General features: G+C 64.2%; 17 protein-coding genes and 1 tRNA gene. 6 read left to right on the top strand and 12 right to left on the bottom strand.

Annotated features, from left to right (window positions below):
- Nucleotides 1-102: 102 nt before the first annotated feature.
- From ATO6_RS18245 to ATO6_RS18210, 8 genes are all read right to left on the bottom strand, one after another.
- Nucleotides 103-411: a hypothetical protein gene (locus ATO6_RS18245; RefSeq protein ID WP_088625477.1), complete on the bottom strand. Its 309-nt coding sequence runs from the start codon at nucleotides 409-411 to the stop codon at nucleotides 103-105.
- A gap of 108 nt (nucleotides 412-519) precedes the next feature.
- Nucleotides 520-690, bottom strand: a complete 171-nt coding sequence (locus ATO6_RS18240; RefSeq protein WP_088625476.1) for an AlpA family transcriptional regulator — start codon at nucleotides 688-690, stop codon at nucleotides 520-522.
- 80 nt (nucleotides 691-770) lie between these two features.
- The gene (locus ATO6_RS18235) at nucleotides 771-1,295 is read right to left on the bottom strand and encodes a hypothetical protein (protein WP_088625475.1); all 525 of its coding nucleotides are present in this window, start codon (nucleotides 1,293-1,295) and stop codon (nucleotides 771-773) included.
- A gap of 172 nt (nucleotides 1,296-1,467) precedes the next feature.
- On the bottom strand, nucleotides 1,468-2,667 hold the full coding sequence (locus tag ATO6_RS18230) for a site-specific integrase (RefSeq protein ID WP_088625474.1): 1,200 nt from the start codon (nucleotides 2,665-2,667) through the stop codon (nucleotides 1,468-1,470).
- 327 nt (nucleotides 2,668-2,994) lie between these two features.
- Complete coding sequence (locus ATO6_RS18225; RefSeq protein WP_254919202.1) at nucleotides 2,995-3,777, bottom strand: acyl-homoserine-lactone synthase; 783 nt, start codon at nucleotides 3,775-3,777, stop codon at nucleotides 2,995-2,997.
- Nucleotides 3,778-3,934: 157 nt separating this feature from the next.
- A complete protein-coding gene (locus tag ATO6_RS18220; RefSeq protein ID WP_088625472.1) occupies nucleotides 3,935-5,374 on the bottom strand; it encodes a cell wall metabolism sensor histidine kinase WalK in 1,440 nt (479 codons plus the stop codon).
- A 21-nt stretch (nucleotides 5,375-5,395) separates the two neighbouring features.
- Nucleotides 5,396-6,490, bottom strand: a complete 1,095-nt coding sequence (locus ATO6_RS18215; RefSeq protein WP_176440992.1) for a response regulator — start codon at nucleotides 6,488-6,490, stop codon at nucleotides 5,396-5,398.
- A gap of 342 nt (nucleotides 6,491-6,832) precedes the next feature.
- Complete coding sequence (locus ATO6_RS18210) at nucleotides 6,833-8,152, bottom strand: NAD(P)/FAD-dependent oxidoreductase (RefSeq protein ID WP_088625470.1); 1,320 nt, start codon at nucleotides 8,150-8,152, stop codon at nucleotides 6,833-6,835.
- Between the two features lie 154 nt (nucleotides 8,153-8,306).
- On the opposite strand from ATO6_RS18210, the gene ATO6_RS18205 reads away from it, so the two are divergent.
- Together ATO6_RS18205 and ATO6_RS18200 are read left to right on the top strand one after the other, a co-directional pair.
- The gene (locus tag ATO6_RS18205) at nucleotides 8,307-9,086 is read left to right on the top strand and encodes a DUF1365 domain-containing protein (protein ID WP_088625469.1); all 780 of its coding nucleotides are present in this window, start codon (nucleotides 8,307-8,309) and stop codon (nucleotides 9,084-9,086) included.
- Nucleotides 9,083-9,808 carry an SDR family oxidoreductase gene (locus ATO6_RS18200; RefSeq protein WP_088625468.1) on the top strand — a complete coding sequence of 242 codons (726 nt, stop codon included), beginning with the start codon at nucleotides 9,083-9,085 and terminating at the stop codon, nucleotides 9,806-9,808. Before ATO6_RS18205 ends, ATO6_RS18200 begins: the two co-directional genes overlap by 4 nt.
- A gap of 3 nt (nucleotides 9,809-9,811) precedes the next feature.
- On the opposite strand, the gene ATO6_RS18195 is transcribed toward ATO6_RS18200, so the two are convergent.
- Together ATO6_RS18195 and ATO6_RS18190 are read right to left on the bottom strand one after the other, a co-directional pair.
- Nucleotides 9,812-10,447, bottom strand: coding sequence for a ChrR family anti-sigma-E factor (locus ATO6_RS18195; RefSeq protein WP_088625467.1), 636 nt, complete (start codon nucleotides 10,445-10,447; stop codon nucleotides 9,812-9,814).
- Nucleotides 10,444-10,962, bottom strand: a complete 519-nt coding sequence (locus tag ATO6_RS18190; protein ID WP_176441008.1) for a sigma-70 family RNA polymerase sigma factor — start codon at nucleotides 10,960-10,962, stop codon at nucleotides 10,444-10,446. The genes ATO6_RS18195 and ATO6_RS18190 overlap by 4 nt, the downstream gene beginning before the upstream one ends.
- A 313-nt stretch (nucleotides 10,963-11,275) precedes the next feature.
- Between ATO6_RS18190 and ATO6_RS18185 the strand changes: the two genes are divergently transcribed.
- Both ATO6_RS18185 and ATO6_RS18180 read left to right on the top strand, forming a co-directional pair.
- A complete protein-coding gene (locus ATO6_RS18185) occupies nucleotides 11,276-12,673 on the top strand; it encodes a sensor histidine kinase (RefSeq protein WP_176440991.1) in 1,398 nt (465 codons plus the stop codon).
- Nucleotides 12,670-13,053, top strand: coding sequence for a response regulator (locus ATO6_RS18180; RefSeq protein ID WP_088625465.1), 384 nt, complete (start codon nucleotides 12,670-12,672; stop codon nucleotides 13,051-13,053). The genes ATO6_RS18185 and ATO6_RS18180 overlap by 4 nt, the downstream gene beginning before the upstream one ends.
- An 80-nt stretch (nucleotides 13,054-13,133) precedes the next feature.
- Here the strand turns inward: ATO6_RS18180 and ATO6_RS18175 are convergent.
- Together ATO6_RS18175 and ATO6_RS18170 are read right to left on the bottom strand one after the other, a co-directional pair.
- Nucleotides 13,134-13,208 (bottom strand) — tRNA-Gly (locus tag ATO6_RS18175).
- A 100-nt stretch (nucleotides 13,209-13,308) separates the two neighbouring features.
- On the bottom strand, nucleotides 13,309-14,976 hold the full coding sequence (locus tag ATO6_RS18170) for an iron ABC transporter permease (protein ID WP_088625616.1): 1,668 nt from the start codon (nucleotides 14,974-14,976) through the stop codon (nucleotides 13,309-13,311).
- Nucleotides 14,977-15,076: 100 nt separating this feature from the next.
- On the opposite strand from ATO6_RS18170, the gene ATO6_RS18165 reads away from it, so the two are divergent.
- The gene (locus ATO6_RS18165) at nucleotides 15,077-15,952 is read left to right on the top strand and encodes a hypothetical protein (protein WP_088625464.1); all 876 of its coding nucleotides are present in this window, start codon (nucleotides 15,077-15,079) and stop codon (nucleotides 15,950-15,952) included.
- Nucleotides 15,930-17,057 carry a class I SAM-dependent RNA methyltransferase gene (locus ATO6_RS18160; RefSeq protein ID WP_088625463.1) on the top strand — a complete coding sequence of 376 codons (1,128 nt, stop codon included), beginning with the start codon at nucleotides 15,930-15,932 and terminating at the stop codon, nucleotides 17,055-17,057. Before ATO6_RS18165 ends, ATO6_RS18160 begins: the two co-directional genes overlap by 23 nt.
- The last annotated feature ends 2 nt before the right edge of the window (nucleotides 17,058-17,059 follow it).

Below are 17,059 nucleotides of genomic sequence, written 5' to 3'. Positions count from 1 at the left end.
GAAGGTCAGCGTGTGTCCGGGCGAACCAGCGCGGCAGGCTATGCCGGTAAAAAAGACGCGCTTCCCAAGCATCGCGCGATGACGGGGTGTTGGGGGCGCGGTTCATGCCGGAACCCCGCCGTCTTGCGCCACCGGCTGGCTGTGCAGGACATAGCGGGCGTGAGTGCCGGAAAACGGCCCGCTGTGCGGCTCCGTGACGGTCTCGATCTGGATCCCCATCTCCCGCAACTTCCAGACGTATCCGCTCCAACGGGGTCCGGGGGTGTCGATGGGCGTGCAGCCGCGTTTGCCTGCGGCGATGAGACATTCCAGCGCCCAGCGGTCACGGCCTTTCACAATGACCGAAAGCCGGGTCTCGTCAGGCTGGATGAAGGTAAAGGGCTTCGCGCCCCAGTCAGTTGAGTGAGCCATATCAGGCCTCCTTGATTTCGGAAGGCGCTGGGCGTAGGGTTTGGGCGTTTTTTCCAGAGAACATTCCCGTCCCCATCGCCCAAGCGCATTGCTTGGGTGGGGCGGGTCTTATTCTGCCGCTGCGGCCAGAGCCGCGTCGATTTCAGATTCCGCCCAGTAGAGGCGGGAACCGATCTTGATGGGTTTGGGCAGACGGCCCAGTTCGACGTCTCGGTAAATCGTGGTCCGTCCCCGGTTGCCGAGTTTGGACCTGAGGTCGTTGAAGGTGAGGTAGGTCATTTCGTCTCCACAGTTTGGTATGGCGCACCGTGGAACAGAAGATTGATTTTGAAGATTGGGAAAAGAAGGGGGGCCTAAAATCACAACGAGGCTTGGAACGCTCTAGCTTGCTTGAACGTGTCCGCTGCAGTCTGTGGAGTTGCCACCGTATCGAACGACAAAATGGAGCCCGCGCAATCGGCCCAGCTGGCACCCTGCTCCCTCGCATCTAGAATCCTTAGATACTTCGACATCTTTGATTTATGGAGCTTTTTTCGTGTCTTGATGGAATGATGTCGAAGCGAAAGCAGGAAACTCTCTAAGTTGCGCACCTGAGGCTCTATCGGTTGGTTTGGATCGAAAACGATGCCGATCTGAGTGGGTGACATAATTTCACTGCCCCCGAACTTAAGTTTATGCTCCTTCGCAAAATCAAGCGGATAGATGCGTCGCGCCTGCAGATACCTATGGTCGTGATCCGACCATTGCTCCAACAATAGAAAGCTGTCGGCATAAACTGGGTTGGGAAGCGACGGGTATCCTATTGAAGCGGCGATACTCGGGGGAATGCCGATAGTCATATCCGAATAGCGCTCGTGCCAAAAAATATCCTTGGGAATTGGCATGCCGGGACAACTGCGTCTCCATTCCTTGCATGCCTGCATATGGTAAGTCCCTCGAACAGAGTGACTGCGCCTTAGAAATTCCCAGCGCCACCTTTCATCGGACCAGTTCTGGTTGTTGTCGTATGCGGATGGGTCCTTCCAATCTGGACAGCCCCATCCACCAAGCGGAGGACTAAGCGGCATCGCCCCCCCGGTTCAGTATTGCAATATCAACCCTATTGGTAATTACCAGCGCCCAGCGCTCCATCACCGCCCGCCTCTGCTCTAGAAAATCCGTCCGTCGATATGCCCGTTCGACCGCGCCCCCGCTGACATGCCCAAGACAGGTTTCCGCCACTTCGCGCGGCGTGTTCGTTGCTTCCGCCGTCCAGTCGCGGAACGACGACCGAAACCCGTGGGGCCGCTCGACCAAACCGCGCCGGTCCATGAAAGCCGTCATCGTCATGTCGGAAATCACACCCCGCCGCAGGCCGGGGAAAAGATACCCATCGCGCGCGAATTTCCGGGCCTCTGACACAACGCGTTGCGCCTCAGCGGACAAGGGCACCCGAAAGTCACTTGTCGTCCCCAGTCGACCTTTCATGGCCGCTGCGGGTATCACCCAAACGTCCCCCTCGATCTGGTCCACATGCAGGAACCGCAGGGGGTAGGACCGGACCGCAGTAAGGATGAGCAACCGCAACGCCAGTTCCGTGACCGATCCGCCGAGCGACTGATAAAACGCGGGCACGTCACGCCAGTTCATAGCTGGCACATTGGTGACGGTGTGCCGCTGCTTGCCCAGAAGCGCCTTTGCCTTGTCGGTGGCCTGCAGATCCACTTCCAGCCCCAACGCCGCCGCGTAGCGCATGACGATGCCCAACCGGTTCATCGCTTTCCGAGCGGTGTCCGCCTTGGTGTGCCAGATGGGGGCGAGAGTGTCGCGGATATCCTTCTGGTCGATATCCGCCACCGGCACCTTTCCCAGCTTGGGCAGCACATGCAGTTCCAGCGGAGAGAACCAGCGCCCTGCCTTCCCGTCGCCCTTCAATTCGGCCTTGCGGCTTTCGAAGGCGTCCAGCGCGATATCGGCAAGCATATGGATATTCCGAGCGGCCTCCCGGCGTTCCCGTTCCCGCTCCTTGATCGGGTCCAGACCGCTGCGGACCATTGCCCTGCACTTCTCAGCACTCTCCCGCGCAGCTTTGAGCGAAACGTCAGGGAAGGAACCCAGCCCCATTTCGCGCCGCCTGCCGTGGGGCGTGACGCGCAGAACCCATTGCGCACCGCCATCCGGTCGCTTGACGAGCCAGAGGCCGCCGCCATCGGCATGTTTGCCGACCGGCGCGGACTTGAGCGCTGCGGCGCTGAGACGGTTCAAGGCGCGGGTCATTTTCATCCCCTTTTCAATCCCCCTCAAGATATGGGGTATGATGGGCCGTGATGGAATAGCGCGGAACACGATTGGGCCATGTTTTTATGGCTATCGCGTCAACTCAGAGCAGGACGGGGCATCAAGATATAGGGCTTGGACGCCCTCTGGGGGCACCATGCACTTTCCGTGGAACGGAAAGTGGCAAACCTCCTCACCGAGAAACAATGTCACCGAGGTTCCGCAGGAAACGCGATAGCTTCAAGCGATCGCGCGCTCTGCTGTCGTATGCACCGGGCCGCCATCCATGGAACGGAGGGCACGACCACCCCGTCAGCGTGTTGATGCCTACTGCACACGGTGCCGCAAGGGGAACAGTGCCGCCTGGCTCCAGGTCCCGTCGATGCTGAACTTCGGCCCGACCGGCGAGGCTTCCATGCCGATCCGCTTCAGCCAGCGGGCAAAGACGGAGGGCACGATCCCTATGACGCTGGTTGCACCGGCCTGTGCGGCCGTGGACTGCATCGCGATCATCAGCATGCGCTGCACCAGCGACCGTCGCTCGGCCTCGACATCGTCCGAAATGAAAAGGCGCGTCGCCTCCCATGTCCGGGGATCTTCGGGCGCGTCGAAGAAGAGGACGTCGCGGGGAATGTCGTCCAGCAGCCCCTTCTGCGCGTCGCGCAGCATGTAGCTGTAGATCGCGCAGCGCGCGGTGGTCGGCATAAGGCGGATCCCGCCCAGAACGCGACCGTATTCATGGACCGCGACCCAGCGAGCCTCCGGTGTGTCGTATTGATCGAATTCCATTCCATCGGTCTGCTGGAGGTTCCACTTCAGCCGGTCGATGAACACCGCGCGCCGCGCACGCATGAATTCAACAAACAGATCGCCGTATTGCGTCATGTTTTGAAACGACATTGCGGTGACCTTGACCGAACCGGTCTTATCTATCACCTCGTCCCGCAGTGAAGTTGACTTAGCGGCAGCGGCGCGTTCGATCAAAATCGGCCGTGATTCAGAAGAATCCGACGCAATTTCGGGAAAAACCAGATGCGCGCGCGATATGCGGCCCAGATCTCTGTGATGATGCATTGCGTATTGCCGTAGCCAGTCCGGTTCTGGAAACATTAACTGTTCCCCCCACCACAATGTCTACACAACTACGCCTTGATTCTGCCACACACAAGATTCCTCTGGCGGGAGGCACATTTATGCAACAGGGTTGCACAGACTGTGACCATCCGCCCTGATAATCTTTTGTGATTAGGTTGGTATGAGCCGAAGTTCACTCGGCCGCCGGCAGCGCCCTCAACTTTTCGGCATGCGGGTGCATCTTGATCTCTGCGCCGGCATGCTCGGGCGTCCAGCGCGAGAATGCCACCATGAAGGTCGTCCCCACCCCTTGCTCGGAGGCGAAGTCGATGACCCCTTTGTGCAGATCGACAATCTGACGCGTGATGTTCATGCCCAGGCCCGTGCCGCTGTGGCTGCGGCGATCGGAATTGTCCACCTGCTCGAATTGCGCAAAGACCTTCTCGCGGGCGTCGGCGGGAATGCCGATTCCGTTGTCCTCGACAAAGATGACGGCCTTGTCGCCATGCGCTTCGGTACGGATGGTCACGGCATCGCCGCGTTCCGAGAATTTCACGGCATTGGACATGAGGTTCGTCATGACCTGAATCAGGCGGCGCCGGTCACCGAGGATCATCGTATCCGTTTCGGGTCGCTGGTAATCCAGATAGACGCCGTGCTTGTCAGCGAAGCCGTAGTTCACCTGAACCGCCTCGTGCACGAAATCCTCAACCGACAGCGGCTTCAGCTCGCTCACGAAGCGACCGGCCTCGAGGCTCTGAACGTCCAGGATGTCGTTGATCAGCGCGGAGAGCCGTTCGCAATTCCGCCCGGCGAGGTCGAGGACCGATTTCAGATGGTCCGGCACCGGCCCGAGCGAGCCCGCGGCCATCAGGTCGAGCGAGCCCTTGATCGAGGTCAGGGGCGTCCGCAGCTCGTGGCTGACCGTCGAGACGAAGTTGGATTTCACGCGGAAGGCGGCCTTGACCTTCTCATGCTCTTCTTCGAGCGACTCCAGATGCGCGAGGTTCTTCTTGTACATCCCGAGATAGAGCCGGGACACGTCCAGGATGAAGTACATCACGAAGGCGACGGTGAAGAACTGCAGCCAGATGTACGAGGACAGCGGCGGCGCGTAGCGGATGATGTCGATCAGCGCGATGAAGCCGAAGGCGAAAGCATAGATCGTCAGCCGCAGGATAAGCGCCCCGAGGATCTGGTGGTTGTTCATGGCGCAGAACAGCGCGGCGGCGAACAGGAAGAACAGCGGGGTGAAGTGCCCCCCTACCCTCTGCTCCAGCGCGATCTGGACCACGAAGGCGGTGATCGCCAGCGCGCTGACGAGCGTGTTGAACAGGATTTGCCAGGCGATACGGCGGGCGGTCTTGGGGTCCTTGCCTTCCCAGTTGGACACCTTGCGGGCCAGGCGCAGGTCCAGCACCTCGGCCAGAAGGACCATGGAATAGCACAGGATCGCCTTGGTCGCGTCGACATATACGGCAGCAAGCACCGTGGCGGACAGGAAAATGCCGTGCCGCTGGAACAGCAGCTTGCTGATCGTGGTCGTGTAGTCGACGATCTGCTGTCGCGTCGGGCTGAGGAACAGCCGCTCGAGAAAGCGAATGATCCTGCGATTGGCAATCGTGGTATTCATGACGCGCCCTCCCGCCCCGGCTCAGACGTTGCGAAGCGAGTCGAGAAGCATCTGCTCATAGGCGCGACGGTCCGGGCGCTGGCGGGGCGCGGCGGGCCGTTCCGCGCGCTGTTCGTAGCGAACCGGAACGACGCGCGGCATTTCCGGCAGCGTCTCTGCGACCGGGGCCGCGCGGGGCGGTTCGGGGGTGCGGGTCTGAACCACGGCGGGCGTGCGCGCTTCTGCACGGGCAATCGCGGCATCGATCAGGCGCTTACCGGCCTGGGCGTCGAAGGTCTCCATGTCCACATGCAGGCCAACTGCGATCTGGGCGACTTCGGTGTTGCCGCCGATCCGCGCCATCTCGGCGGCGATGTCCGCCTCGAGCTTCGTCGTATCCGTGCGCCGCATTCCGTGCTCGGCGCAGATGAACAGGCCGTTGCCACGATAGGCCAGCAGGCTGCCGGCCGCCGACGTGCCGGCCGAGATGGCCGAGGCGACGCGGTGGAACAGGTTGTAGAAGTCCATCGAGGCAGCCGAGGCCGCGATATTGGCACCGTTCGCAACCCGCACGGCAAAGGCACAGATGTGCGGCGCCTTGGCCAGCGTCATCTGGCGGACGTAGTTTTCGAACTCGGTGGAGCCGATGAACCGCTCGACCTTGGAGAAGTCGAGCTCTTCGGAATAATCCTGATGGTCGTTGTTGAACACCGACCGCATCATGGACGGCGTCGCCTCGGCCGAATTGGTCGCGGCCTTGGAATATTTCTGTTTGCGCGCGGTGTTCAGACGGCTCTTGAGATCGTCGAAGTTGAACGGCTTGGTGACATAGTCCGTCGCCCCGGCTTCGAACGCCTTCTCGACGTAGCTCATCTGGGACATTGCCGTCAGCATGAGGATCGGGGCGGACCGATAGTGCTGATTACGCCGGATTTCCGAGCACAGTTCGATGCCGTCCATGCCGGGCATCTGGATATCCAGCAGAAAGGCGTCGAATTCCCGTGGCTTGTCGGCAATCATCTCCAGCGCCTGACGTGCCGATGTGGCAGTCTTCACCTTGTAACTGCCAAGAGCCCTCAGGGCCACGCCGAGCAATTCAAGGATGCTGGGTTCGTCGTCTACAATCAGTAGTCTCATGTTCGATCTCGCACTCAATACCCAGCCGGAACAGATGATGCAGCCTCTTGCCGGGCCGTCCGATCTGGCCCGGCTTTCGGGGGCCTCTTGAAATTTTACTAACAGGCAAATTCGGCAAAAATGTGCCCAATTCTTAAAAAATTGTCCGACAAACGTGAAAAAAGTCGCCCCAAGGTCGCCGGAACGGGGTCCAAACACAATCATAGCGTGTTTTTTGCCCACAGTCCCAGATTATGGGATTCGACACGGCTGATCGATCCACTCGACCGATGCGGTCGAGTGGAGAACCTTTGCAACGCACTGCAAATGAAAAATATATCCGACAGGGATGCCGGGGCCGGGTTACTCGGCAGCGAGATCCGGACGCAGCTCCGGGGATGCGGATTGCAGCGGATGCAGCGCGCGGATGCGGTCGACCACCTTCACGGCACTCGCAATTCCATCCTCGTGGAAGCCGTTGCCCAGATAAGCGCCCGCGAACCACGTATTCTGCTGTCCCTGCATCGCGCCGATCCGGGTCTGCGCGCTCAGCGCCGCGCGGTCGAACATGGGATGCGCGAAGTCCACGCTATCATATATCATGTCCGGGGCGATCTCGGATGACGGGTTGAGCGTCACGAACAGCGGGTCGGACTCAGGGATGTTCTGCAGCTTGTTCATCCAGTAGGTCACGCCGATTGCCCCGTCCTGCGAGCGGTAGGCCCAGCTGGCCCAGCAGGCGCGCCGCTTGGGCATCTGCGAGGGATCACGGTGCAGGACCGCGCGGTTCGTCTGATACCGGATGTCTCCAAGCGCCGAGCGTTCCTCGACACTCGCCTGGTCACCGAGAATGCGGAGGGCCTGATCAGAATGGCAGGCAAAGACGATCTCGTCGAACCGCTCGGATCGCGCGCCCTCTCCGGCCTTCACGACCACGCCTTCGGGGCCGCGCCGGACCTCATGTACCGGGGTGCCTGTCAGGATGCGGCAGCCGCGCACGGTCAGCGCATCCTTCAGGCGGCGGACATATTCCACGCTGCCGCCCCTCACGGTCCACCACTGGTGGTCCGGGGTCTGCGCGAACAGGGCATGGTTTCGAAAGAAGCGGACGAGCGACTGCGCGGGGAACTGATCGACCTCGCGCAGCGGGGTCGACCAGATGGCGCCGCACATCGGCATCAGGAAATTGTCGCTGAACCAGCGGCCCATCTTCAGGTCGCGCACAAGCTCGCCGATGGTCATCTCATCGTCACGCGCCGCGGCCTCTGCCTCGCGGCCGAACCGCATGATGTCCGACATCATCCGGTAATATCCCGGCCGCAGCAGGTTGCGGCGCTGTGCCGTCAGCGTCCGCAGGTTGGTCAGCCCGTATTCGATCCGTCCGCCGTCGATCGAGGCGCTGAAGCTCATGTCGCTCTTGGTGACCGGTACGCCCAGCTCGTCGAAGAGGCGGGTCAGATGGGGATAGGTGGCGTAGTTGAACACGATGAACCCGGTATCCACCGGCTGATCCCCGTTCAGCCCGGCCACGACCGTGCGTGCATGACCACCCAGCCGGGTGTCGGCTTCGTACAGGGTCACGTCATGATCGGGGGACAGGTAATACGCGGCCGAGAGGCCCGATATCCCGCTGCCGACAATGGCGATACGGCGGCGCGGCGGACGAGGATCGTGAAAGGTCATCGGGCTCTCTTTTTAATGTGTTACCCCGTAGTTACGGTGCCCGACGGCAAATAGTTCAAACCCGGACAAAAATTCTGGTAAGCCCGCGTACGGGCCCTGCCCCATTATTCCCGCCGGCGCTGAACCAAACGGCTGCCCGAAGCGTAGTTGGTATATGGTGACACGGCATCTTCAGGGACAAACCTATCACGCGCGGCGCGGCGGCATCCGCAACGCATTCCGCTACGGCGTGGACTACGTGCTTTGCGATCTGGACGACCCGCAGGAGGACCCTGCCCTGTTGTCCCGGAACCGGTTCAACCTGTGGTCGCTGCACAGTGCCCGGCACGGCGGCCCGCGCGGCGACGGCACCGGCACGGCCTGGTTCCGCGGGGAACTGGAACGGCGCGGATTTCCCTTGGAGGGCGCGGAGCTTCTGCTTCTGACCCAGCCGAGTTTCCTCTGGTTTCATTTCAATCCCGTCAGCTTCTGGATCGCCCTGCGTGACGGTCAGCCCTTCGCCTTCGTGGCCGAGGTGAACAACACCTTCGGCGGACGGCACTGCTATTTCTGCGCGCACGAGGACTTTCGCCCGATCCGGCGCGACGACCGGCTGGTCGCGACCAAGCTGATGCATGTCTCGCCCTTCCAAGAGGTTGCAGGGCGCTACATCTTCAACTTCGGCATGAGCGCGACCGAGGTGCATATCCGCATCGCCTACGAAAACGGAAAGGAAGGCGTGCTGGCCACGCTGGACGGCCCGCTTGCCCCGGCGACGAACCGCTCGCTGGCCCGTGCAGCCCTGCGCCGTCCGATGGGCGCACTGAGGGTGCTGGCGCTGATCCACTGGCAGGCGGTGATCCTCTGGATCAAGCGCGCGCCGTTCCTCAGCGCCGCGCCCGCGCCCGAACCGCTGACCTCGGACAACGAGCACGCCAAGGGGGCCACACCATGACCGCCTTTACCGGCAAGACCTACTGGCTGATCGGCGCAAGCGAAGGCCTGGGCCGTGACCTTGCCCGCCAGCTTGCGGCCGAGGGTGCGCGACTTGTCCTGTCGGCCCGCAGCGAGGACCGGCTCAAGTCGCTCGCCGACGACCTGCCCGACGCGCGCGCCCTGCCCCTCGACGTGACCGACCTTGCCTCGGTCCGGGCAGCGGTCGCGGAAGCGGGGAACGTGGATGGCGTGATCTATGGCGCGGGCGCCTACGAGCCGATGGCCGCCCGTGACTGGGACACCGAAACGGCGCTGAAGGTGGCGGATGTGAATTTCACCGGCGCGATGCGGGTTCTGGGCGAGGTCGTGCCGGGCATGGTCCGGGCCGGGCGCGGCGACATCACGCTGATCGGGTCACTGGCCGGATACCACGGCCTGCCCGCCTCGATCGGCTATTCCGCCAGCAAGGCGGGGCTCGTCAGCCTCGCCGAAACCCTGCGCCACGATCTGCGCGACACCGGGGTCACGGTGCGGCTGGTCAATCCCGGCTTCATCAAGACGCGGCTGACCGACAAGAATGAATTCCGGATGCCGCAGCTGATGACGCCCGAGGATGCGGCGGCCAAGGTGCTCAAGGCGATGAAAAGCCGGCGCTTCCGCACCGACTTTCCCATTCCCTTCGCTTGGGTGATCCGGCTGATCGACATGCTGCCGGATATCGTCGTCTACCGGGGCCGCTGAGCTTCAGATACGGAAGAACGGCTGCAGCAGACGCGGCAGGGCGGAACGGAACCGCAGGCGGGCGTCCGTCGCGGCCACGCAGATGCAGGCCTCGCCCGGATCGGCGACCGGCGTGTGTTCCAGTTCCTCGTCCGCGATCTCCAGATCGCCGGGACCGAAGCGCCCGGTCTCGTCGCTGAAACTGCCCTGCAGGACCAGCGTCAGTTCCAGCCCGTTGTGGCCGTGATCCGGCACCGCCTGCCCCGGCGGGATGTAGAGGAGCCGCACCGATCCCTCGGCGTTTTCGGACAGGATGTCCTGCCGGACCCCCATGCCCAGCGACTTCCAGCGCGGGGCGCGGCCCTTGAGCGTCTGCATGATCGGTCCGGGATAGACCCCGGAGCGGGCATAGACCGGCTCGGACGGGAACTCATCGTCGAGACGAGACAGGATATCGGCCTTCAACCCGCCGGACAGCGCGACGGGCGCGGCCTGATCCAGCAGAACGCCGCCGACCGCCTGATGCGCCTCGAGCGCGGCGCGGCAGTCCGGGCACATTGAGACATGGGCCGAGACGAGTACGGCAAAGGGGTGCGGCAACGATCCGGCCGCATAGGCAGCCAGCATGGCATCGGTGACATGGTGACGGATTTCACTCATGGCTGTAGGTCCTTCAACTCCTTCCGCAGACGGTCGAGGCCGATCCGGATCCGTGATTTCACGGTCCCGAGCGGCAGCCCGGTCTGGTCACTAATCTCCTGGTGGGTGAGTTCACCCAGGTAGGCTTTCTCGATCACCTCGCGCTGCTCGGGCTTCAGCCCGGTCAGGGCGCGGCGCAGGTGATCGGTTTCCTGCTCCAGCGCGAGTATCTGGCCGGCGTCCGGCTCGGCATCCGGGTCCTCGGCCAGTTCCTCGGGCACCGGGCGGCTTTCCTTGCGCAACACGTCGATCTGCCGGTTGCGGGCGATCTGGTAGATCCAGGACGACACCTGCGCCCGATGCGGATCGAACAGATCGGCCTTGCGCCAGACCTTGAGCATCACGTCCTGCACGATTTCTTCCGCCTGTTCGGCAGGAGTGCCGGATCGCATCACGAAACCTTTGAGACGCGGCGCGAAATGATCGAACAGGGCGGCAAACGCCATCCGGTCGCGCCGGTCGCGCACCGCCAGCATCCAGACCGTTTCCTGCGACAACTCGCGTGGCGTCGACTGCACCCTGTCCCCCTCCTTACGCGGCATAGACCGCACGGCGGCCAGGCCGCGCGCGGTTTTGTCGTTCATGGCTGTGGTCTGGACAAGCATAAACCGGATACGCAGGCAGACGACAGGCGGATCAACACGCGGCGAAATTTTCCATCACCGCCGGAGCGGGCATCTGACCCACCAGATTTGGGGAGGCGCGGCGAAACGCTTTGGATGGTATACTGTGACTGTCGCAATGCGGGAGGGATCCAGAACCCTTCCGAAAGATCCGGATCCACCACGAATGGCGGATGGCTGCACAGGGTCGCTGGACCGCCGAACGGACATTCCCGCCGCCCAGCCGGACGCGGCGTCGATCCTGCGCGCAGCGGGTGTCCCGGTGATCGTCGCGGACCGTAACCTGACCATCCGCTTCATCACGTCACAGGCCCTGACCCGTCCGGGCATCACCGCCGACCTGATCGGCCAATCCGCCGACAGTCTGACCGAAACTCTCGGGACCAGGGGTCTGGACAACGAGATGCGGGAAGTCATGGTCGGCGCAGGATCGCGTACCCGCCGGACGGCTTCGGGCGAGGACCTGCGCGTCGCCGCCTGCCACGACACGACCGGCGGTGTAACCGGCTGTATCCTTCAGTTCACCGGAACCGGCCCCGTTGTCCCGCCGGGCGGCGACGATGCCTATTCCCTGCTGGACGACAACGAGACGCTGCTCAGGGACCTGCTGTCGAACGCGCCCTTCGCCGTCGGCATCCACCGCGGCCCGGAGCATACCTGCATCTTCGCAAACGACGAATTCCGCACATGGCATCCGGGGGTCGAACCCCTGGGCAGCACGCTGGCCGAGCGCTGCGTTCTGGGGGAGAATCCGGGCGCGCACAAACTGCTGGACGCCGCGTTCCAGACCGGCAAGGCGCAGATCGCGCAGACAACCAGCTATCTGGAAACCCGCCCCGACGGCCAGACGCGGCGGCGATACTTTTCCGGCGTGGCGGAACCTTACCGGACGCGCAGCGGCGCGGTCGCCGGCGTGATGGCGATGACCTTCGAGGTGACCGAACAGCAGATGTGGCGCGACCGGCAGGAACTGCTGGTCTCTGAACTGCGCCACCGGGTCAAGAACCTGCTGGCCATCGTTCAGGCGGTCGCCGCCTTCTCGGCCTACAACGCCAGCGACAAGGACGACCTGCTCGACCGGCTGCAACTGCGGCTGGAAGCGATCGGGCGGGCCAACCTGCACCTCGTCGCCGGTTCGGCAATGCCGCGGCCGCTGCACGACCTTGTCCGGCAGGAACTGGATCAGCTGGGTCCGGAAATCCACGACCGCGTGACCCTGCGCGGCGCGGATGCCGAGCTTGAGGCCGCGACCGCCTCGACCATCGTTCTGGCGCTGCACGAACTGACCAACAACGCGGTCAAGCATGGCGCCTTTGCCTCGGAAGACGGCGTTGTGACCATCGAATGCGGCTCCGGCCGGGGCCCGAACGAGCTGAGCCTTGTCTGGTCGGAACATGCCGACCACCCCCTGCCGGAGACGACGGAGGACGGCGACGGCTTCGGCAAGCTGCTGCTGACCGAACTGGTGCCACGCGAACTCGGTGCACATGCGTCGTTTTCCTACCGGCCCGACGGAATCGTCTACGAACTGCGCTTCCCCGCCACCATGCCTGCACCGACATGACGCGACGCCCCAGGATTCTGGTGGTCGAGGACGAATTCCTTTATGCCGCTCTGCTGAAACGGATCCTGTCGGATGCCGGGTTCGAGGTCGTGGGCCCGCACGCCACCGTGGACGCCGCCATCGCCGAAATCGCCGCAGCGAACAGCGGTCTGGACGGTGCGACGCTGGACCTGTCGCTGGCCGGTGGCCAGACAAGCGGCCCGGTGGCACAGGCCCTGTGGGACCGCGGGATCCCGTTCCTCTTTCTCACCGGAGACGATTCAATTCTCGACGCCTCGGCCGCGCCAATGTCGCCCCGCCCTGTCGTGCTGGTCAAACCGGTCCCGGTGGCCCGCGTGGTCCGCGAGGTGCAGTCGATGGTCACACCGCCACACGTCTAGCGACGGTGGGTGGCGGCAGGGCCTGTTTCTGATCCTGAGAGAAGTCACAAAGGGCTGACGGTTCAGACCCTTTGTTTAATTGGAGCGGGCGATGAGATTCGAACTCACGACCCTAACCTTGGCAAGGTTATGCTCTACCCCTGAGCTACGCCCGCGTCCTTGGGTGAGGGATCATCTATTGGCTTGGGCGGACGGCTGCAAGGGAAAAATTGCAGGGATCGGACAGAAATTTTCCGCCCCAGTGCGACAGCGCTTTCAGCGGTTGGCGCGGGCCAGCAATGCCACGGCGGCCAGCCCCACGAGGATCACGAGGATCGCCGCCGGGGCCGCCTGCCCGAGGTTCTCCAGCGAGGCCTGATCGTGCACCCGCGTGGCCAGCGTGTCGTAGTTGAAGGGCCTCAGCAGCATCGTCGCGGGCAGTTCCTTGACGCAGTCGACAAAGACCAGCAGCAGTGCCGAGGCCAGCGTGCCGCGCACCAGCGGGAAATAGATCGACCGCAGCACCTGCCCCCGTGTCCGCCCCAGCGACTGTGCCGCCATCGGCAGCGACGGTGACACGCGCCCGAACCCCGAATCCGCCGCCCCGCCGGCGATGGCGAAGAACCGGACCGAATAGGCCAGCACCAGCGCGAAGGCCGATCCGGTCATCACCAGACCGATGTCGAACCCCGTCGCGCCCTCGACCGTGTCGGCCAGCCGGTGATCGGCGGCGGCAAGCGGCACGAGGATCCCGACCCCCAGCACAGCCCCCGGCGCGGCATAGCCGATCGACGTGAGCGGCAGCATCAGCCGCGGAAACCGCCGCCCCGACAGCCGCACACCGTAGACAAGGAACACCGCCGCCCCCACCGTCACCAGCGCGGCGATGCCGCCGACGGTGATCGTGTGCCGGAACGCCAGCAGCAGGCCGGGGTCGAGCCAGGCCTCGGCATTGTCGACCGCGTGCCTCAGGATCACCCCGGCGGGCAGGACGAACCCGATCAGCAGCGGAATGCAGCACAGCACGCAGGCCAGCCACCCGGCCCGGCCCGACAACCGCACCTTTTCCACCGGGCGATGGCCCCGCGCCATGTTGTAGAACCGCGACCGGCGCTGCGACAGCTTCTCGATCATCACCAGCGCCACGACGAGCGCGAGGATGACACAGGCGATCTGCGCCGCCCCGCCCGCGTTGTTCTTTTCCAGCCAGGTGGAGAAGATGCCGGTCGTCAGCGTCTGCACCGCGAAATAGTCGACGGTGCCGAAATCGTTCACCGTCTCCATCATCACCACGGCCACGCCGGTCGCGATGGCGGGCCGCGCCAGCGGCAGCCCGACGCGCCGGAACCGGCCAAAGGCGCCGACGCCCAGCGACATCGCCACCTCTTCGCCCGCCCCGGCCTGTTCGCGGAACGCCGCCCGCGCCAGCAGGTAGACGTAGGGATACAGTGCCGCCGCCAGGACCAGAACGGCAGCACCCAGCGACCGGATCTCCGGAAACCAGTAGTCGCGCGCCGTTTTCCAGCCCATCAGGCTGCGCAGACCGCTCTGAACCGGGCCCGCGTATTCCAGGAAATCGACCAGCGCATAGGCCCCGACATAGGCTGGGATCGCCAGCGGCAGCAGCAGCAGGTATTCCAGCCACCTGTCGCCCGGAAACCGGTATCGCGCCACGATCCACGCCGCCCCGGTCCCCATGCAGGCGGTCAGCAGGCCGACACCGGCCATCAGCCACAGCGTGTTCGACAGGTAGCGCGGCAGGGTCGTGGAGATCAGGTGCGGCCAGATGTTCTCGGCCCCCGACCAGAACGGCGCGGCCGCGATCACGAACACCGAAACGATCGGCGCGACCACCAGCGCGGCGATCAGCCCCGCGCCGACGGACCAAGCCGAAGGCCAGAAGATTCGCCGCCCCTGCGCCGCCTGTGTCGGAACGTCCACCATGCCAAGCCCCATGCCCCAAACCGCTTTTACTGTCCAGCCGCCCCGCGATATAGAAGGCGCAACCAGCCGGACGCCGGGATCCGGGGAATAAGGGCACGCCATGGAAATCGTCCTGCACGCGGGCGCACATTGCACCGACGTAGACCGCCTGGTGAAGTGCCTGCTCAAGAACAAGGACCTGTTCCTGCAAAAGGGCATCGCGGTGCCCGGCCCCTCGCGCTATCGCAAGCTGCTGCGGGACACGGTCAAGGCGATGATCAAGGATGCCCCCGCAGACGGTGCGCGTGACATCCTGCTGGACCAGATCGTGGAACAGGACGGTGCGACGCGGGTGCTGCTGTCGGACGAGAACTTCTTCTGCGTGCCCAAGCTCGCTGTCAGCGGCGGCCTGCTCTACCCGCGCGCCGAACAGCGCCTGACCGATCTGGCGGAGCTTTTCGGCAGTGATCACCTGACGCTCTGCCTCGGCATCCGCAACCCGGCCACCTACCTGCCCGCCCTCTTCGCCGAGAGCCCGCACGACGATTTCCTGACCTTCCTCGACGGCACCGATCCGGCGCTGCTGCGCTGGTCCGAACTGATCGCCCGTATCCGCGCCGCCCACCCCGAGATCGAGATCACGGTCTGGTGCAACGAGGACACGCCGCTGATCTGGGGCTCCATCATCCGCGAGGTCGCGGGTCTGGAACACGGGACCAAGATCATCGGCGGCTTCGACTTGCTGGCGGACATCATGTCCAAGGAAGGCATGCAGCGGTTCCGGGCCTATCTGCATGCGCACCCGGTCATGACTGAACGCCAGAAACGCCGGGTGATCGCCGCGTTCCTCGACAAATTCGCGATCGAGGACGAGATCGAAGAGGAACTGGACCTGCCCGGCTGGGACGAAGCCTATGTCGACATGCTGAGCGAGCGTTACGACGAGGATGTCTTTGAAATCGAACGCATCCCCGATGTCCACTTCATCGCCGTCTGAACCGGCCCTCGGCCTGTTCCTGACCTGCCCGCCGGGGCTGGAAGCGACGCTCGCCGAGGAGGCGCGCGAGCTTGGCTTTGCGGATGCAACCGCCGTCGCGGGCGGCGTGACCGCGCAAGGCGGCTGGCCCGAGGTCTGGCGCGCGAACCTGTGGCTGCGCGGCGCGACGCGGGTGCTGGTGCGGATCGCCGAGTTCCGCGCGATGCACCTCGCCCAGCTCGACAAGCGCGCGCGCAAGGTGGACTGGGCCGGTGTGCTGCGCCCGGATCTGCCGGTGAAGGTCGAAGCGACCAGCCGCAAGTCGCGCATCTACCACGCAGGCGCCGCCGCGCAGCGGGTGGAACGGGCGATCACGGAAACGCTCGGCGCAACAGTCAGCGCCGAGGCCGCGCTCAAGATCATGGTCCGGATCGAGGACGACCTCTGCACCATCTCGCTCGACACCTCGGGCGAGGCGCTGCACCGGCGCGGCCACAAGCTGGCCGTCGGCAAGGCCCCGATCCGCGAGACGATGGCAGCACTGTTCCTGCGCCAGTGCGGCTACGACGGATCGGAACCCGTGATGGACCCGATGTGCGGCTCGGGCACCTTCCCGATCGAGGCGGCCGAGATCGCCGCCGGGCTCGCCCCCGGCCGGTCGCGCCGCTTCGCCTTCGAGGATTTCGCATCCTTCGATCCGCAGGCATGGACCGCGATGAAAGCCGCGGCCGACAAGCCCGGCACTCCGGACCTGCGCTTCTACGGATCCGACCGCGACCAGGGCGCGGTCGGCATGGCGACCCAGAATGCCGAGCGCGCGGGCGTCGCCGCCCTGACCCGCTTTGCCTGCCACCCCGTCGGTGCGCTGGAACGGCCCGACGGTCCGCCCGGCCTCGTCATGGTGAACCCGCCTTACGGCGACCGGATCGGCAACCGGAACCTGTTGTTCGCGCTCTACGGCGGGCTCGGCCAGACCCTGCGCGAAAAGCTGCCGGGCTGGCGGCTTGGCCTCGTGACCAGCGACGGCGGGCTGGCCAAGGCGACCGGGCTGAATTTCGCCGAGATCGGCCCGCCGATCCCGCATGGCGGCCTCAAGGTCCGGCTTTACCGCACCGCGCCGCTCTGACC

It is taken from the genome of Oceanicola sp. 22II-s10i (assembly GCF_002210105.1).
Classification (GTDB): Bacteria; Pseudomonadota; Alphaproteobacteria; order Rhodobacterales; family Rhodobacteraceae; genus Pseudooceanicola.
The sequence above is the reverse complement of the archived record's forward strand: the minus strand, read 5'-3'. Positions and strand labels throughout refer to the sequence as shown.

What these genes read in the sequence shown, in the direction of transcription:
- ATO6_RS18245 (WP_088625477.1), bottom strand. Translation starts at nt 411, where the DNA reads ATGGCTCACTCAACTGACTGGGGCGCGAAGCCCTTTACCTTCATCCAG.
- ATO6_RS18240 (WP_088625476.1), bottom strand. Translation starts at nt 690, where the DNA reads ATGACCTACCTCACCTTCAACGACCTCAGGTCCAAACTCGGCAACCGG.
- ATO6_RS18235 (WP_088625475.1), bottom strand. Translation starts at nt 1,295, where the DNA reads ATGCCAATTCCCAAGGATATTTTTTGGCACGAGCGCTATTCGGATATG.
- ATO6_RS18230 (WP_088625474.1), bottom strand. Translation starts at nt 2,667, where the DNA reads ATGACCCGCGCCTTGAACCGTCTCAGCGCCGCAGCGCTCAAGTCCGCG.
- ATO6_RS18225 (WP_254919202.1), bottom strand. Translation starts at nt 3,777, where the DNA reads ATGTTTCCAGAACCGGACTGGCTACGGCAATACGCAATGCATCATCAC.
- ATO6_RS18220 (WP_088625472.1), bottom strand. Translation starts at nt 5,374, where the DNA reads ATGAATACCACGATTGCCAATCGCAGGATCATTCGCTTTCTCGAGCGG.
- ATO6_RS18215 (WP_176440992.1), bottom strand. Translation starts at nt 6,490, where the DNA reads ATGAGACTACTGATTGTAGACGACGAACCCAGCATCCTTGAATTGCTC.
- ATO6_RS18210 (WP_088625470.1), bottom strand. Translation starts at nt 8,152, where the DNA reads ATGACCTTTCACGATCCTCGTCCGCCGCGCCGCCGTATCGCCATTGTC.
- ATO6_RS18205 (WP_088625469.1), top strand. Translation starts at nt 8,307, where the DNA reads ATGGTGACACGGCATCTTCAGGGACAAACCTATCACGCGCGGCGCGGC.
- ATO6_RS18200 (WP_088625468.1), top strand. Translation starts at nt 9,083, where the DNA reads ATGACCGCCTTTACCGGCAAGACCTACTGGCTGATCGGCGCAAGCGAA.
- ATO6_RS18195 (WP_088625467.1), bottom strand. Translation starts at nt 10,447, where the DNA reads ATGAGTGAAATCCGTCACCATGTCACCGATGCCATGCTGGCTGCCTAT.
- ATO6_RS18190 (WP_176441008.1), bottom strand. Translation starts at nt 10,962, where the DNA reads ATGCTGGCGGTGCGCGACCGGCGCGACCGGATGGCGTTTGCCGCCCTG.
- ATO6_RS18185 (WP_176440991.1), top strand. Translation starts at nt 11,276, where the DNA reads ATGGCGGATGGCTGCACAGGGTCGCTGGACCGCCGAACGGACATTCCC.
- ATO6_RS18180 (WP_088625465.1), top strand. Translation starts at nt 12,670, where the DNA reads ATGACGCGACGCCCCAGGATTCTGGTGGTCGAGGACGAATTCCTTTAT.
- ATO6_RS18170 (WP_088625616.1), bottom strand. Translation starts at nt 14,976, where the DNA reads ATGGTGGACGTTCCGACACAGGCGGCGCAGGGGCGGCGAATCTTCTGG.
- ATO6_RS18165 (WP_088625464.1), top strand. Translation starts at nt 15,077, where the DNA reads ATGGAAATCGTCCTGCACGCGGGCGCACATTGCACCGACGTAGACCGC.
- ATO6_RS18160 (WP_088625463.1), top strand. Translation starts at nt 15,930, where the DNA reads ATGTCCACTTCATCGCCGTCTGAACCGGCCCTCGGCCTGTTCCTGACC.